The sequence below is a fragment of the Bradyrhizobium sp. McL0616 genome (genome assembly GCF_049993385.1).
Taxonomy (GTDB): Bacteria; Pseudomonadota; Alphaproteobacteria; order Rhizobiales; family Xanthobacteraceae; genus Bradyrhizobium.
Map to the genome: position 1 here is coordinate 3,292,696 of NZ_CP188255.1, position 16,356 is coordinate 3,309,051.

The 16,356-nt window shown below is 63.8% G+C and carries 15 protein-coding genes; 8 read left to right on the top strand and 7 right to left on the bottom strand.

The window, feature by feature from the left end:
* The first annotated feature begins 3 nt into the window (after positions 1-3).
* Positions 4-897 (top strand): amidohydrolase family protein, encoded by an 894-nt coding sequence (locus ACPPVR_RS15650; RefSeq protein ID WP_426615097.1) that lies wholly within the window; start codon positions 4-6, stop codon positions 895-897.
* 117 nt (positions 898-1,014) lie between these two features.
* A complete protein-coding gene (locus tag ACPPVR_RS15655; RefSeq protein ID WP_426615098.1) occupies positions 1,015-1,929 on the top strand; it encodes a PhzF family phenazine biosynthesis protein in 915 nt (304 codons plus the stop codon).
* Positions 1,930-2,043: 114 nt separating this feature from the next.
* Here ACPPVR_RS15655 and ACPPVR_RS15660 read toward each other — a convergent pair whose 3' ends face one another.
* Positions 2,044-2,505, bottom strand: a complete 462-nt coding sequence (locus tag ACPPVR_RS15660) for a DUF488 family protein (protein WP_426615099.1) — start codon at positions 2,503-2,505, stop codon at positions 2,044-2,046.
* 9 nt (positions 2,506-2,514) lie between these two features.
* Complete coding sequence (locus ACPPVR_RS15665) at positions 2,515-3,336, bottom strand: DUF72 domain-containing protein (protein WP_426615100.1); 822 nt, start codon at positions 3,334-3,336, stop codon at positions 2,515-2,517.
* A gap of 114 nt (positions 3,337-3,450) precedes the next feature.
* On the opposite strand from ACPPVR_RS15665, the gene ACPPVR_RS15670 reads away from it, so the two are divergent.
* The 5 genes from ACPPVR_RS15670 (at position 3,451) to ACPPVR_RS15690 (ending at position 9,304) form a co-directional block, all read left to right on the top strand.
* A complete protein-coding gene (locus ACPPVR_RS15670) occupies positions 3,451-3,831 on the top strand; it encodes a hypothetical protein (protein WP_426615101.1) in 381 nt (126 codons plus the stop codon).
* A gap of 87 nt (positions 3,832-3,918) precedes the next feature.
* Complete coding sequence (locus ACPPVR_RS15675; protein ID WP_426615102.1) at positions 3,919-4,122, top strand: hypothetical protein; 204 nt, start codon at positions 3,919-3,921, stop codon at positions 4,120-4,122.
* 287 nt (positions 4,123-4,409) lie between these two features.
* Complete coding sequence (locus ACPPVR_RS15680; protein ID WP_426615103.1) at positions 4,410-5,546, top strand: glycosyltransferase family 2 protein; 1,137 nt, start codon at positions 4,410-4,412, stop codon at positions 5,544-5,546.
* 30 nt (positions 5,547-5,576) lie between these two features.
* Complete coding sequence (locus tag ACPPVR_RS15685) at positions 5,577-7,082, top strand: glycosyltransferase family 39 protein (protein WP_426615104.1); 1,506 nt, start codon at positions 5,577-5,579, stop codon at positions 7,080-7,082.
* A 206-nt stretch (positions 7,083-7,288) separates the two neighbouring features.
* Positions 7,289-9,304, top strand: a complete 2,016-nt coding sequence (locus tag ACPPVR_RS15690) for a glycosyltransferase (RefSeq protein ID WP_426615105.1) — start codon at positions 7,289-7,291, stop codon at positions 9,302-9,304.
* 5 nt (positions 9,305-9,309) lie between these two features.
* On the opposite strand, the gene ACPPVR_RS15695 is transcribed toward ACPPVR_RS15690, so the two are convergent.
* Positions 9,310-11,196 carry a CHASE2 domain-containing protein gene (locus ACPPVR_RS15695; protein ID WP_426615106.1) on the bottom strand — a complete coding sequence of 629 codons (1,887 nt, stop codon included), beginning with the start codon at positions 11,194-11,196 and terminating at the stop codon, positions 9,310-9,312.
* 107 nt (positions 11,197-11,303) lie between these two features.
* Positions 11,304-11,828 carry a FecR domain-containing protein gene (locus tag ACPPVR_RS15700; protein ID WP_426615107.1) on the bottom strand — a complete coding sequence of 175 codons (525 nt, stop codon included), beginning with the start codon at positions 11,826-11,828 and terminating at the stop codon, positions 11,304-11,306.
* Between the two features lie 636 nt (positions 11,829-12,464).
* On the opposite strand from ACPPVR_RS15700, the gene ACPPVR_RS15705 reads away from it, so the two are divergent.
* Entirely contained in the window at positions 12,465-13,544 is a 1,080-nt protein-coding gene (locus ACPPVR_RS15705; protein ID WP_426615108.1) for a tlde1 domain-containing protein, read from the top strand.
* A 27-nt stretch (positions 13,545-13,571) separates the two neighbouring features.
* On the opposite strand, the gene ACPPVR_RS15710 is transcribed toward ACPPVR_RS15705, so the two are convergent.
* From ACPPVR_RS15710 to ACPPVR_RS15720, 3 genes are all read right to left on the bottom strand, one after another.
* On the bottom strand, positions 13,572-14,915 hold the full coding sequence (locus tag ACPPVR_RS15710) for a caspase family protein (protein ID WP_426615109.1): 1,344 nt from the start codon (positions 14,913-14,915) through the stop codon (positions 13,572-13,574).
* A gap of 115 nt (positions 14,916-15,030) precedes the next feature.
* A complete protein-coding gene (locus ACPPVR_RS15715) occupies positions 15,031-15,666 on the bottom strand; it encodes a glutathione binding-like protein (RefSeq protein WP_426615110.1) in 636 nt (211 codons plus the stop codon).
* Positions 15,667-15,682: 16 nt separating this feature from the next.
* Positions 15,683-16,276 (bottom strand): cysteine hydrolase family protein, encoded by a 594-nt coding sequence (locus ACPPVR_RS15720; RefSeq protein WP_426615111.1) that lies wholly within the window; start codon positions 16,274-16,276, stop codon positions 15,683-15,685.
* Positions 16,277-16,356: the final 80 nt, after the last annotated feature.

Sequence of the window (16,356 nt, forward strand, 5' to 3'; positions counted from 1 at the left end):
ACCATGACATTTGTCCAGCGCGGCCTCACGCGCCGTCAATTCGGCGCGGGCCTGGCGTCCCTCGCGATCGCAACCGCAACCAGAGCTATGAGTGAGACGGCCTTGCCGACGATCGACACCCACGCGCATGTCTTTCACCGCGGCCTCAAGCTCGCGCCCGGCCGTCGCTATGCGCCCGACTACGACGCGCCGCTCTCGCTCTATCTGGAGCAGCTCGACCACAACGGCATCAGTAATGGCGTGCTGGTGCAGCCGAGCTTTCTCGGCACCGACAATTCCTATCTGGTCGAGTGCCTGAAGCAGACCAGCGGCCGCCTGCGCGGCATCGCCGTCGTTGATCCCGCCGTCTCCGCGGATGAGCTGCGCGCGCTCGACCACGCTGGCGTCGTCGGCATCCGCCTCAACCTCGTCGGCCAGCCCTTGCCGGATCTCACGTCTGCCGAATGGAAGACGCTGCTGGCGCAGGTGAAAGCGATGGGCTGGCAGGTCGAGATTCAGCGCAACGCTTCAGATCTCGCTGTGCTCGCGCCGCAGCTGCTCGATCAGGGCGTCGCGATCGTGCTCGATCACTACGCGCTGCCCGATCCAAAACTTGGTGTCGCCGATCCGGGCTTTCAGTCGGTGCTGAAGCTCGGCACGACGCGGAACGTCTGGGTCAAGATCTCCGCGCCGTATCGCAACGGCGCGGCCGGCGAGAGTTTTGCGAAAGAAGCCTATCCGCTGCTACGCAACGCCTACGGCCTCGATCGCCTGCTATGGGGCAGCGACTGGCCGCATACGCAGTTCGAAGCGACGCAGACTTACGCGAAGAACCGGCAATTTCTCGATGCGCTGATCGTCGACCCGAGCGAGCGCGCGCAAGTGCTGGCATCGCCGCGGCCGCTCTTCCGTTTCTGACGCGCGTCGTGATTGCTCCGATTGCTCCGAATTTTGGGGCATGACGGACGATGTCGCCGGCTTGTAGACTGCCGGCGACGCGGCCGGTTGCGGCCGCCACTTGCGTGAGGACTCACTATGCAGCGCCGCTACATCACCGTCGACGTGTTCACCGACCGCGCCTTCGGCGGCAACCAGCTCGCCGTGGTGCTCGATGCCGGCGGCTTATCGACGGCGCAGATGCAGGCGATCGCGACCGAGTTCAACTATTCCGAGACGACCTTCGTGCTGCCGCCGCGCGACAAGGCCAACGACGCCGAGGTGCGCATCTTCACGCCGGTGCGGGAGATTCCCTTCGCGGGTCATCCCAATGTCGGCACCGCCTTCGTGCTGGCGACGATCGCGAAGGAGCCAAAGCCGCGCCTGCTGTTCGAGGAGAAGGCCGGGCTCGTGCCGGTCGACATTGTTCGGGAGCAGGGCCGGGTGGTCAGCACCGAGCTCACCGCGCCGCAGCCGCTTTCGCGCTTCGCGCAATTGTCCGCAGCCGAGGTCGCGGCCTGCATTTCCTTGACGGCGGACGAGATCAAGACGGACCGCCATGCGCCGCAGGTCGTCGGCGTCGGAACGCCGTTTCTGGTGGCCGAGCTGCATTCGCGCGATGCACTCAAACGCGCCAGGCCCGACGCGGCGGCCTTCGGCAAAATCCTTCCGCGCGACGGTGCCTTCTCAGTGTGGTTCTACACGCGCGATGTGCCCGCGTCGGAGGCGCCTTGCGAGCGGCAGGCGCGGATGTTCATGCGCGGCGCCAGCGGCCTCGTCGAGGATCCCGCCACCGGCAGCGCCACGGTCGCCGCCGCCGCACTGTTCGCCGACCTCGATCCCACACGTGACGGCGAGTTGAAGCTCACCGTCGGCCAGGGCTTTGACATGGGCCGGCCGAGCCTGCTGCAGACCCGCGTGCGCAAGCAAGACGGCAAGACCGTTTCTGCGCATGTCGGCGGCAGCTGCGTGCAGATGATGGAAGGGACGTTCCGGCTGGCGGGGGAGGGGTAGTTGTCATTCCGGGGCGCGACGAAGTCGCGAGCCCGGAATCCATCGGGCCGCAGAGTTGGTAGATGAATGGATTCCGGGCTCGCGCTACGCGCGCCCCGGAATGACGGAAGGAGGCTAATCCTGTCGCCCCACCAAATTCTTCACCGACACGCCATCCCGTTCCTCGATGATCTCCGCGATCATCTGGCGGTGGCAATGTGTATGGTCGCGCTCGTAGCACATGAGACAGACCGGCCCCGCCTTCTTCACCAGCGCCGAGAGCTCGTCCATCTCTTCCCTGGCCTGCGGCGTCTTCAGGTGCTTTGAGTAGATCCTCTCCAGCACGCCGTATTGCCCGCTGCGCGCGGCGAGGCGGCCTTCCTTGGGCGTACCGAGGGCGGCGAGATGGATATAGGCGATGCCGCGTTCATCGAGAGCTGCGGCAAGCTGCTTCTTGGAGAAGCCCGGCCGCCGCGACGAGGTCACCGCACGGACGTCGACCAGAAGCTTGACGCCGGCCTGCTCAAGCTCGTCCAGCACGGCCTTGGGCGGCGTCTGCTCATAACCGATCGTAAAGAGCTTCTTCGCCTTGGCCATGGATCACCCTCAGGCCACCCGCGCGATCAGTTCCATGGCGCCAGCCGGCGCGCGCACCTTGCCCTCGTGGATGACGTAGGCGAACACGTCGCGCGGTTCTTTCTTGGGCTTGGCCTTGTCGACCTTCGGGAGGTCGTCGGGTTCACCACCGTCAGCCCAGGCCTGAAAGCGCTTGCTCCACGCATCGAGTTGTTTCGGCGGATAGCAGGTCTTGATCTCGTCATCACCCTTCTGAAGCCGGGCATAGACGAAATCGCCGGCGACGTCGGCGATCGCCGGATATTTGCCGTGCTCGGCGAACACCACCGGCGTCTCGAAGTCGCGGATCAGCGCGACGAAGTCCGGTGTGCAGAAACTATCATGACGTACCTCGACCACATGGCGCAGCGCGCGCCCGTCCAGCTTACGTGGCAACAGTTCGAGGAACTTGCCGAAATCGGCGCCGTCGAATTTCTTGGTCGGCGCGAACTGCCACAGCACGGGGCCGAGATGATCGCCGAGTTCCAGCACGCCGGAATCATAGAACCGCTTGATGGAATCGCCGGCCTCCGCCAGCACGCGCCGATTGGTGGCAAAGCGTGGTCCCTTGACCGAGAACACAAAACCCTCCGGCACTTCGCCTGCCCATTTGCGAAAGCTCTCCGGCTTCTGCGAGCCGTAATAGGTGCCGTTGATCTCGATCGAGGTCAGCTTCGAAGCGGCGTAGGACAGCTCCTTCGCCTGCGTCAGCTTCTCCGGATAGAACACGCCGCGCCAGGGCTCGAAGGTCCAGCCGCCGACGCCGATAAAGATGCTGCCCGATTTTTTTGACGCGGTTTTTGCTTTGGCCACGGAGGATCTCGTATCGACGGAGAGGGATGCCAACATCCTAATCAAACGAGAAGTGATTGGCCAGTTGTCGTGTCCCGTCTAAGCTACGACGAAATCTGCGCAAAGGAGAACAAGATGCGGATGCTGATAATGGGAGCGGCGCTCGTGATGATGACATCTGCTGCCATGACATCTGCCACCATGGCTGATGACGACGATGCGAAGGGTGCGCAGAAGCTCGCCATGCAGGGCCGCGACGATTACTGGCATTGCCTGGCGCGGGAGTATTCGCGCGACAGCAATCAGGGCCTGTCGGAACAGGATTTTGGCCGCTCGGTCGCCGGCGCCTGTCCGTCGGAACGGCAATATTACCGGGTGGCGCTGCTCGACTATCTCACCACGCAATATCCGGCCATCGATTCCGGCGCCCATCTCGCGACCGCGAACAGGGCGGTGGAGTCGGCGCAGAAGGACATCGTGATCGCCTTCGTCAAGCACAGGCCGCCGCAGAAGTAGCGGCATTGATCCTGGGGTCCGGAGCCCTTCCGGCCGCGCGCTCATCCGTGGTATGACTGAGCTGATCTGGAAAAAGGGCGGGCTCGCATGTCGTCTGAGTCGGTGGGGGGCATTTTTGGCGCGATCGTCGCGGCGATCGTGCTTTCGGTCGCCGTCGTGTTCGGGCCGATTGGCCAATACGGCAAGCCGCCCAAGCCGGCGAAGGTCGATGCCGCCCCTGCTGGGGCGCCCGTAGCCCCCACTGCGCCCGCGCCGCGAGGCCCCGTCATCCGGGAAGTCCCGAACCAATAAGGCCCGAAAAGGCATTTCCGGCCCCTTGCGAAGCGGTCTTGTCGTTCTTATCTAGGTTGTGACGGCAACGTTGAGTGACAATCTCCGTTGTTGGGACGACCTTGGAATTGCTTGGGCTGCGCCGGATGTACGCGCGGTTCGCCGTTCCGGGGTCGTTTGCATTTTAGGCCCCTTTCGGGCCATTCCCCCCGAGACCCCCGGCTTCGCATCGCAGATCCTTGGCATCGCAGGTCCTTGGCATCGCAGGACCTTGGCATCGCAGGACGCGGCGGATATACGCTGCCGTCATGAATGAAGCGATCAGACCGGGCCCCGAAACTCCCCCGCAGGCGAGCTCGCGATCGCCGGAGCTTTCCGTCGTCGTCCCGACCTTCAACGAGCGCGACAACGTCACGGTGCTGTACCGGCGGCTGGAGGCATCGCTTGTCGGCATCGCCTGGGAGGTCGTGTTCGTCGACGACAATTCACCTGACGGCACCTGGGACGTCGTGCGTGCGCTGGCGCAGCAGGACAGCCGGGTGCGCTGCATCCGCCGCATCGGCCGCCGCGGCCTGTCGGGCGCCTGCATCGAGGGCATCCTGGCTTCGAGCGCGTCCTACGCAGCGGTGATCGACGCCGACCTCCAGCATGACGAGACGCAACTGCCGAAAATGCTGTCGCTGCTCGCGAGCGGGCAGGCCGATCTCGTCGTCGGCAGCCGCTACATCGAGGGCTACAAGAGCGAAGGCTTCAACAAGCAGCGCGCCGGCGCCAGCGCGCTTGCGACTGAGGTCGCCAGGAAGATGCTCCGGGTCGAGATCGCCGATCCCATGAGCGGCTTCTTCATGGTCCGACGCGACCGCTTCGAGGAATTGGCGCCGAAGCTTTCGGTGCACGGCTTCAAGATCCTGCTCGACCTCGTCGCGACCGCGCATGGCGATTTGCGCGCCGTCGAAATTCCCTACACGTTCGGTGAGCGTCAGCATGGCGAGAGCAAGCTCGACTCCATGGTTGCGCTGGATTTTATCGGCCTGGTGCTGGCCAAGCTCACCAACGACATCGTGTCGCTGCGCTTCATCCTGTTCGCGATGGTCGGCGGTATCGGTCTTGTGGTGCATCTCACCACGCTGTTCATCGCGCTCGAGCTGATCAAGGTGCCGTTCGCGGAGGCGCAGGCCGCAGGCGCGATCGTCGCCATGACCAGCAACTTCATCCTCAACAACTTCCTAACCTATCGCGATCAACGGCTGAAGGGATTTGCGATCCTGAGCGGCTTGATCATGTTCTACGTCGTATGCAGCGTCGGCCTGCTCGCCAATGTCGGCGTCGCCTTCTCGGTCTACGACCAGGAGCCGATCTGGTGGCTTGCCGGCATGGCGGGCGCGATGATGGGCGTGGTGTGGAACTACGCGATGTCGGGACTGTTCGTCTGGCGCAAGAAATAGCGCGCCAGGGAACGGGCCAGGGAAACCGGTATGGGCGGGGCTGACGCGCGGATTGTACGCAGTACGGCGCTGGTGATCCTTGCGCTGGTCGGCTTGCGTCTGGTCGCTGCCGCCTTCACGCCGATCACCTTCGACGAAGCCTATTACTGGATGTGGTCGAAGAGCCTCGCGGGCGGTTATTACGACCACCCGCCGATGGTCGCCTATGTCATCCGTGCCGGCACCATGATCGCCGGCGATACCGAGCTCGGCGTGCGGCTGGTCTCGATCCTGCTCGCACTGCCGATGAGCTACGCGATTTATCGCTCGGCCGCGATCCTGTTCGGCGGGGCGCGGGTGGCGGCGACCAGCGCCATCCTGCTCAATGTCACGCTGATGGCCGCGGTCGGCACGCTGATCGTGACGCCCGATGCGCCGCTGCTGGTGGCCTCCAGCTTCGTGCTGTTCTTTCTCGCCAAAGTGCTGGAGACAGGCCGCGGCGTCTGGTGGCTCGCGGTCGGCGCGGCGGTCGGCGCGGCGCTGCTGTCGAAATACACCGCGATGTTCTTTGGGCCTGCGATCCTGATCTGGCTCGCAGCGGTGCCAAAACTGCGGCGCTGGTTCCTCTCGCCCTGGCCCAATCTCGGCGGCCTCGTGGCGCTGGCGCTGTTTTCGCCGGTGATCCTCTGGAATGCGGATCATCAATGGGTCTCGTTCGTAAAGCAGCTCGGGCGCGCCAGAATCGAGGATTTCCGACCCGTCTTCATCGCCGAGCTGATTCCGACCCAGATCGCCTTCGCAACGCCGCTGGTCTTCATCCTCGGCGCCATGGGCCTGCATGCGCTGACCTGGCGCCGGGCCGGCGCGCTGGCCTCGCGGGCGCTGATCGAGACGCTATTCTGGACCATCGTCGCCTATTTCGTCTGGCATTCGCTGCATGCCCGCGTCGAGGCCAACTGGTTCGCGCCGGTCTATCCGCCCTTCGTGGTCGCCGCGGCGGCCGCTGCCAATCTCGCGCAGTGGAAGCCGCGTGCGCGCCGTCTGGTGGATTTCTGTCTGCGCTGGGCCGCGCCGGTCGGCATCGTGATGTTTGCCGCGCTGATCCTGCAGGCCAACACGGGTCTGCTGTCGGGCTATCGCCGCGACGCGACCGTGCGCAGCGTCGGCGTCGGCTGGCGCGAGCTTGCCGCCGGTATCGAAGCGGCGCGCATCCGCTCTGGCGCAACCTGCGTGCTCGCGCCGGACTACGGCACCACCGGCTGGCTCGCCTTCTATCTGCCGCGCGGCACCTGCGTGGTGCAGCAGAACCAGCGCATCCGCTGGGTCAACATGCCTGAGCCTGATCCAAAATTGCTCGCGGGCAAGCTGATCTATGTCGACGAGCTGCGTCCCGACGGCCAGCCCTTCCTCAAGGACCTCTTTGCCCAGGTGACGCAGGTCGCGCAATTGCAGCGCAAGCGCGGGCCGCTCGTCGTCGAAACCTACGGCATCGATCTGCTGGAAGGCGCAAGGGGTGACGTTCTGGACCGCTCGGCGCCGCCCGAACTGCTGCCTTGAGCGGGGCGGTCACCAGCGGGGGATTTCGCCGGTCGGAACGGTCGTCGAGTTAGCGTTGTTCCTCGATTCGCCACGCGACGGCGCGGAGAATCAAAAGCGGTATCCAGCTTCGAGCAAGCTCCAAGGGATAGTTGAGGAGTGGCAGCCTTCCTGAAGTTCCGGGAATCGGGTTGCTGCCTGCTCTCCCATGGTCTGAAGGGTACCCGATGAATTATCACGAAGGCGCTCTCGCAAGAGCAACCGAGATCTCGACAGAGCCGTCTTCGCCTACGCGGGATGAATACTACAAGATCTGCCTTCACCACTTGAAAACGGGCGAGCTCAAGCAGGCCGAAGCCCGGTGTCGGGAAGGGCTGGCCTCGGACGCGAACCATGCCGGCTTGCTTCATCTGATGGCGGGTGTGTCGCTGCTCAACGGGAATTACGATGCCGCCGTGGAGTGGGCTTGCCGCGCTCTCACGAACGAGATGAAGGCGGCATATCTCGCAACGCTCGGAACGGCTCTGCAAGGGAAGGGACTTCAGGAACAGGCGCTTGAGGCGTTTCAGCGAGCTGTGGCGCTCGATCCCGTTGACCCGACAATCTGGGAGAACTATGGCAACGCATTGAACAGGGCGGGGCATGTCAACCCGGCGAGCCTTTGCTTCCTGATCGCTCGGGCGTATCAGAAATTGCCGTTCCTTGCGGAGTGCCGTTCTGTTCCTCGAAACGGCTGGAATGCTCTGACAGAGCAATTCAATCCTCATCTTCAAAGCCGCTCGGCGCCGAACGAGGCCCGCGATCCCATCCATTGCTTCTGGTCGAACGCTCCGCTGAGCGAGATGTCGCATCTCTCGCTTCAGTCGATGATCCGCCAGGGCCATCCGGTCAAGCTGTACACTTTCGACAATGTCGCCGCCATGCAGGCACGTGTGCCGCCCGGGGTCATGGTGTTGGATGCCGGAAACATCGTGCCCGGCGCGATCTACCAGCATGCTGTCCTGAACAGCGAGATTCGCTACTTCAGCGACATCTTCCGCTATGCCGTTCTTCATGAATTCGGAGGATGGTGGCTCGACACGGACGTCGTCCTCGTGAAGCCTCTGCATTTTGCGACGGAGCATGTTTTTTCCGCGCAATGGTCGGGAGTCGAGGACGGGCATGTTTGCGTCGGCGACGTCATGCGCGCGCCCAAGGGCTCGCTTCACATGGCCAATCTGTATGCCCTGTCCCTCCAGCGGCTTTTCAGCGAAAAGCGGGTCGAATACGGCGCAGTGGGGCCGCTGTTGTTGAGCGAGTATCTGCTTGCGGCAGGCGACGAGGAGCTCCAATCGTCGATTCTGCCGCCGACGACCTTCAATGCGATCGACCGGCGTGAAGTGGATCTGTTCGCCTCCGAAAGCCGGGTCGGCTTCGAGCTATTGAGCGACCCCCGTGTTACGGGCGTTCATCTGTGGGGAAAAATGTGGGCCGAGAGGGGGCTGCGCTTCGATGCCGTCCCCGACCAGAGCGTGGCGGGTTATCTCAAGAAGCTGGTTCTCGAGCCGAATTGGTTGACGCAGCTTGCGGCGAAGTTCGACTCGGATAAGGGCGCAATCCACAAAGGCCAAGCTGCCCATCACTATACGCGCGTCTATCATGAACTCTTTCGATCGAAGGCCCTCGAGCCCATTCGCATCCTCGAAATCGGTCTGTGCCGGGGGCGGGTCCAAGGGGCGGCCCAGGATCAAGTGCCGTCGCTGCAAATGTGGCTGGAATACTTCCCGAATGCCGAAGTCATAGGGGCCGACATCGAGGATTTCCGCTGGTTCTCACATCCGCGGGTCAGGATCCATCGCGTCGATCAGGGCGACCGGAACATGCTGGCGGAGCTCGGAGCCACGGAAAAGCCGTTGGACATCATCATCGATGACGGTTCTCACGCCTCGGTGCACCAGCATCTGACACTGGGCGTGCTATTCCCCTCCCTGAAGCCGGGAGGCTTGTTCGTCATTGAGGATCTGGATTGGCAGCCGCCGGAGATCCCGTCCAACGGCGCGCCATTGGTCAAGGATGTGCTCAATGCCATGAAGCTGAGCGGCTCATTCGCTTCCAACGTCATGACCGAGGCCGAAGCGAAGTTCATTGCGGACGAAGTCGACGAGATCCTCCTCAATGACAGCTTCCGCGAGTTGATGACGCGCGGCAAGCTGGGCGGCTTGGGAGTGCTGAGGCGCAAGGCGCATCCGTCGCAAACGCACTAGCGGCCTCAGTCGATCATCTCGGCCCTGGTGGCGTCCTGGCTCGGCCTGTCCTGGTCGCGCCAGAACCAGACGGTGACGATACCGGAGCGGCCGCGGACCTGTGTGAGCAGAGGGCCTGTCAGGACGCCGTCGGGCGCGCCGTGAAAGTCGGCCGCATCCAACAGCGTATCGGTCAGCGCAAGCCGTGCGTCGTTCTGGGCCGCGACCTCCATCAGTCGGCTCGCGACGTTGACGGTGTCGCCGTTTGCCGTGATGTGCTGGTGGCTCTCGCCGAGACGGGAGGCGATGATCGGGCCGAAATGCGCGCCGATCTTGAAACCGAGCTGACCGCCGATCGCCGGCGGCAGTGACGCGATCCAGCGCTCGACGCCACGATGCAGGTCGATCGAACATTTCAACGCACGCGCCGCGTCATCGGGCATCGCGCCGGGCAGGCCGAACAGGATCATGGCGCCATCGCCGAGAAAGCTGGTGATCATGCCGCCGCAATCGACCGAGGTCTTGTCGATCAGCACGTGGAACGCCTCCAGAATGTCCTGGAGTTCGCCGGGATCGATCCGTTCGCTCAGTGCGGTAAAGTCGGAGAGATCAATGAAGACGATGGCCGCATCTTGCCGGACGGGCGTCGCCAGGAAATTGGGATTGCGCGCCAGCCACTCCTGCACCGCGGGCGCCTGGAATTGCGCCAGCGACCGGCTCTTGGCGGTGAGATATTGCCTGCGGCGGTCTCCCGCCCAGAGCTGCACGCCGGCAAAGATCGCAACCGGCGGCATGGCGGCCGCGAGCGTGGTCGCGGCATTGAGCCAGACGCCGTGAGTGAACGCGAACAAATTGAGCCCGGCCCAGGCGATCATCACCGCGGCTGCAGCTATGAGGCCGAGCGCACTGCGCCGCCAGGCGAGCAGGCCGACCAGCAGCATCGGCAGCAGGATGGCTGCGAGCGCGTCGGCGAGGTGAACCTTGCGGTCGCGAACGATGCTGTCGCCGGCAACAAGATGCGTGATTGCAGTGGAAACCACTTCGACGCCGGGCATCAGCGAATCGAACGGCGTCGGATAAAAGTCGCCGCCGCCGGCGACCGCGGCGCCGATCACGACGATCCGGTTCTCGATCGCCGCGCGGTCGAGCGTGCCGTCGAAAATGCTCTGCGCGCTGACGGTGCGGATGGTGCGGCGCGGACCGTAATAGGTGATCGGCAGCGCAAAATCGCTGTCGGTCGGCACCGCACGGTCGCCGAGCATGAGATGATCGGGCGCGATCGTCAGCGGCTTGCCGAGCGCGCGGCTCGCGACCCGCAGCGGAAATGACAGCTCGACCTTGTCGTGCGTCCGGAACAGCATGGGCACCGAGAGCGGCGAGCCCGACTGTCCCGTCGCGACGTTGACAACACCGACATCGGCGTGGTCGGCGAATGCCGGCAGCGGCAGCAGGAAGCGCTCGGCCTGGGGCAGAGCGGCAAGCGGCCCATCGCTGCTCGACGCGACCGTCTCATGCGCACTCGGGAAGATCGCCGCGGCGGCGAGGACCACGGGACCGGTGGCGAGCGTATGCGCCAGCGTGGCGTCACCGATCGCAGCGCTGCGGTCGACCAGCAGCAAGTCGATCGCGACGACCTTCGGCTTGAACTGCACGATGGTGTCGACGACACGCGCGAGATCGGCGCGCGGCAACGGATAGCTGCCGCCGCGCTTCACCACGGTATCGTCGATCGCAACGATGGTGACGAGATCGGGCGGACGCTGCACACCGCGCGCGAGCGTGCGCAGATCGGTCAGCGTCGCCTCGAGCCGATCGAGAAAGCGCAGATGGCCGTTGGCGTGAGCGGCAAAAATGCCGGCGCCCCACAGCGCGGTGAGGACGAGGGCCACCAGGATTTGGACGCGTCTATTCATCAGATCGTACTGCAATCTTTTCTATCGTCCGAGCCTTATTGGCTAACGAGCCTTATTGGCTAAGCCTTGTCGACCAAGCCTTGTTGCCAGGCCTTGTTGTTTGAGCCTTATCGACCAAGCCTTGCCATCAAGGCATCGACGCGTGGCTGGCCCCATTGTTTCACGGTCAACGGACCGGTCGCTTCGACGTCGACGCCTTCGCCGGGGCCGAGCACCACGGCGCGTCCACGCGCCCTGCGGCTGACGCCGACACGGCCATCGGCGACGAAGACCGAGGTCTTGGCCTCCGCGACATCGACGGCCCATCTGGTGCCGCGCACCGCGGCGATCGCCTGCGGTGTCAGCACCTTGAAGGGATTGCCGCCGGGCTTCTTGGGCACCTCGACCAGCAGGGCTTTGCTGCTCAACTCGACCGAGTCAATATGTCCGTCGCGGTTGGCGTCCTTAAGTTCAAATCTGGCGCCATTTTCAGCAACGATGGTGATGCCGTTGTCGCAGCGCCACGTCTGCGTGCCGGCGGCTGACGCCGACGGCGTACAGCCCGCATTGATCGCAGGCTGTGCGACAGCCGATCCCATCAACAGAAACGAGCACGCCAGGACAAAAAATCCGGCGCGCGCAACCTTTGTCATGCCAGCCTCCATTCCAAGCGCTCGGCACATTATCTAGGCGATGTTGATACGGTACCGTATCAACATCGGAGGCTGCTGAGAAGTGCCGTAGCCTCGAGCTATTTTGTCGCTGCGGCCTTTTCCAGACCGGGGCGATCAACTTTCGGTCAGGCGGCATTTTCGCAGCAAGCGTCTACGGCTCGCGCGTCGCATGGAGGGCGGCGTACGCCAGCCTCGCGCAACGCTTCATGGCTATGGTGCGGTCGCTTTGAAGACCACGGAAAGGACGCAGTTGGATGCGTCTTGGGATGCGGTCGCGACGGTTGGGCGTGGCGCCAAACGAGGCAAGAAACATGGTTAATAGTTGCGGCTAAGTCCGTAGTTTTTCGGGCTTTTTTCTCGAAATGGGACAGCGTTAACGAGTTGCCCCAGATCGGCCAAAACTTAATCCGCATTTAACTAAAAGCCGCCTTAATGCCGCTCCGACCCTCTGCGAAATGCCGTTTTGGGAAAGTGACCAGCGGCACTTCGAAGGGGGACCTTAGTGACACCGTCCTGGACGCAAGGCGAATGAGTACGAGTATCGCTGCGCATAGTAACGCGGCACGGAAGTCCAAAAATCCGAGTCAGAATCCTTATCGGAAGCCTTCCCGGAAAATGACCACCCAAAACGTGCTTGGCGCGGCCGTGATCGGCTGTGTCGTGCTTGCCGGCTGGACCGTCTACACCAACATCTTCGCCGCCGGCGTCTATCCGACCGTCGGCAGCTCCGGCTACGACGAGCCCGTGATCAGGCGCGCCCCCAAGGTTGCGCTGCGCGAGGCGGGCGAGGCGATCCGTGAAACGTTTGCGCTGCTGCCGGACCGGCTGCAGGTGGCTGCACCGATCTCACGCGAGATGTTCAACGAGCGCTTTGCCGCTGCAGCGACGCAGGGCGTGGACTCGAACGCGACGAGCGCAGTGCCTGCAACGAAGGTCGCTGAGACAACCAAGCCGACCGTCATCGCCAAGGTCGCGGAAGTGCTGAAGCCGCTGAGCCCGTCCAAGGTGGCTGAAAAGATCGCGGATGTCGCGAAGGCCAAGCGCGGCGCTGACGCACCCGTGCAGCTTGCCTCGGCCGATCCGGCCGAGATCGTGCCGGCGCCCGAAGCGAAGCCCACCAAATCCTTCGCCGATCGCGCCAAGGCCGCGGTGATGTCGATCACCGGGCCGCGGCAGTCGATGGTCGAAAAACTCTGGGGCAAGCGCGAGCCCTCCGGCGGCTTGCTGGCCTACGCCTCGGCCGATGCCAGCGTGACCGCTTCCGTCGCGCCGAAGGAGCCGAACCCGATGCTGGGCGGCTCGGCGCCGTATGACCGCTCGACCGCGGTCTACGACATTACCGCCAAGACGGTTTACCTGCCCGATGGCACCAAGCTCGAGGCGCATTCCGGCCTCGGCTCCAACCTCGATGATCCCCGTTCCTCGCGCGTCCGCATGCGCGGCGTGACCCCGCCGCACATCTACGATTTGAAGCCCCGCGAAGCGCTGTTCCACGGCGTGCCCGCGCTGCGACTGACCCCGGTCGGCGGCGAGAGTGCGATCTACGGCCGCGACGGCCTGCTGGCCCACACCTTCATGCTCGGGCCGAACGGCGATTCCAACGGCTGCGTGTCGTTCAAGGACTATTACGCGTTCCTCGATGCCTATCGCAACAAGGGCATCCGCAGGCTCGCGGTGGTGGCGCGGGTGGAATGACGTTCTCCCGCCCGTTCTCCTGGAATTCTATCGCTTCACGAAATTGAAGGTGCAGGGCCGCAGTTCGTTGCGCTTGCCGCTGCCGCGGGTGCGCTCGAATTGCGCGTCGATCGTGTACGCATAGGGCGAGCCGGGAGCCGCGTTGTTGATCGTATAGGCGCTCGGTCCCGTCGTGCCCCGGGCGCTCAGCGTTGTCTTTCCGTCAGCCGGTATCTGCCCGTCGATCGCAAGCGTGTTGGCCGTTCGCGGTTCCCCATCCTCGGCATGGAACACATTGTTCGTGACAGTGGCTGACAGAACCCGGGTATAGCCGAGCGCTTTGGCGGAGCTCGTGCAATTCACGGTGACGTCCCACTTGCCGTCGAAGGTCCTGTTCTCGCCGGCCGGCGGTGCAAGCGCCGTCTTCTGTTTCAGGCCGTCAATGCGCGCCTTGGCGAGACTGGCGAAGCTGCAACTCGAAAACCGTGCCAGATGGTCTTCATAGGCATCCATGCTGCCGATGGCGTCGGCAGCCTTCCAGTGCGCCTCTGCGGCTGCGCAAGGATCAGGCCGCGGCGGGGCTTGCGGAACTGCCGGTGCAATCGTGACCGATACCGGTCCGTTCAGGTAGAACTTGCCGATGATCGACAGCGAAAGCTCGGGGAGCTGGGTCTTGCCGCTGGTGTCATACACGTCGCTGCTGATGTCGCGAAAGACGTCACCGATCTCTTGCTGCTCTTCGATGTGCTTCAGGAATGCGGTCGTATAGGGGCTGTTGCGGCCGCTTCCATCCGCCGCGGTCTGCCCGGACTGGGTCGAGAAGGACACGATCGTGCCGAGCGGTGCTTCGACCTTGGAAAGCCCGCGTCCGATCGAGGCTCCACGCGTCACGCCGGCGGAACGCTTCAGGCTTTCGGCCAGCGGATTGTCACGGCAGGAATCAAGCACCAGGATGCGCAGGTTCCTGGCCTGCTGGAGGTCGTTCACGATGTCGTCGACGCGCACGAGGCGCTTCAGATCCGCTTCATCGGTGAGCACGGCGTCGATCGGCATCAAATAGTTCACGCCGCTGAACTGCATCGCGTGCCCGCTGTAATAGAACATGGCGACGTCCGCCTTGCTTGCGGCGCGCGCAAAGCGGATGGTCAGGTCCTGCATGTCGGCCTGGCGCAAGTCGATGCCCTGGATGACCTCGAAGCCACTGCGCTTGAGCGAGAGGGCGACGTCTTCGGCATCGTGCGAGGGGTTTGCGAGCTGTGGGGCATTGGCATAGGCGCCGTTGCCGATGACCAGCGCGACCCGTGTTTCCGCCGATGCTGGACACAGGCCCAGCCAGCAGGCGACGAGGGCAACACAAAATCCGGCAAGGCATAATCTGGAAAGAGCACGCATGAATGCCCTCCGAGGAAACATCAATAGAATATATCGTCCAGATTAGCGCATGCTGCGCCGTCATCAATGCCCTCGCTGTGAGGCTTCTCACATTCGTCGGAGTAATACCTAATCGTCATGCCGGGCTCGGTGTGACTGTCTTTCGTAGTGCCATTTCGGTCGCAATTGCTTCCCTAACGGCAGGTCGCGCCTGCATCCGCTCGAGATAGCTGACCAGCGACGGATGGCGATCGATCTCGACGCGGGCGTAGCGGAGCAACAGCAACGCCCAGATGAGATGGGCATCCGCCACGGTGAAACTGTTACAGACGAGATGCTCGCGGCTCTTCAGATGCTCGGCCGCGTATGCGACGCTCTCCTCGATCCGCTCGCGCGCGGCCTTCGGCGCGTCGTCCTTGTACCAGAAGGTCGGGAACAGGAATCCCTTGTGGATCTCGGTGCCGACGAAGCTCAGCCATTCCTGCAGGCGGTAGCGGTCGGGATCACCGAACCTGGGCGCTAGCCCCGTCTCCGGCTTCAGGTCTGCGATGTATTGCAGCACTGCGGCGTTCTCCGTCAGCCGCTCGCCATTCTCCATGATCAGCACCGGCACCGCGCCTTTCGGCGAGATCGCGCGAAAATCCGCATCGTCCTCGATGCGCTTCTTGGTCTGGAGATGCACGAGGTGATAGCGCGCATCCAAGCCCGCCTCGATCAGCGCGATGCGGCTCGCCAGCGAGCAGGCCATCGGCGAGAAATAGAGTTGCAGCATGTGGCTCGCTCCAAAATCAGGTCAGCGCATCGGCTCGCACGATGAGCGCGAAGCGGTCCGACAGCTCGGCCAGCGCAACCTCGTGAATGGTCCGTGCGTCCAACGTGCCGCCGCGTCCGTCGGGCAGGTCGCGCGTGGCGCAGGTATCGGCCGCGATGGTGGTACGCAGGCCGAGATCGAGCGCGGCGCGCGCGGTGGAGCTGACGCACATATGGGTCATGAAGCCGGCCACCACGATGTTGGTGCGTCCGGTCGCAGCTAACCTGGCTTGCAGGTCGGTGCCGGCAAAAGCGTTCGGCAGCGCCTTCTCGATCACGGCTTCGCCCGCGAGCGGCGTCAGGCTGTCCACGATGGCGCCGCGCGCGGCCTCGCGGTCGAACAGGCTGCCGGCACGGCCCTTGTGCGCGATATGGAAGATCGCAGCACGGCTCTGCCGTGCGCGTGCCAGCAGGCGGGCGGCCGCGGCAATCGCCGGCTCCGCGTCCGGCAGTGCCAGCGGGCCCGCGCGATATTCGTTCTGGATGTCGATCAGCACGAGGCAGGACTCGGCCAGTTTGGGTGGATTGAGGTCAGCGCCGGAGAGTTCGAGCAGGGTCTTTGGAGCGGTCATGCGCGTCAGGCCTTTCGAGATGTTCGGATGGTGCCGAGACTAGCGCGGCGGCGGCCTGCCATTGTGCAGGACTATTGCAG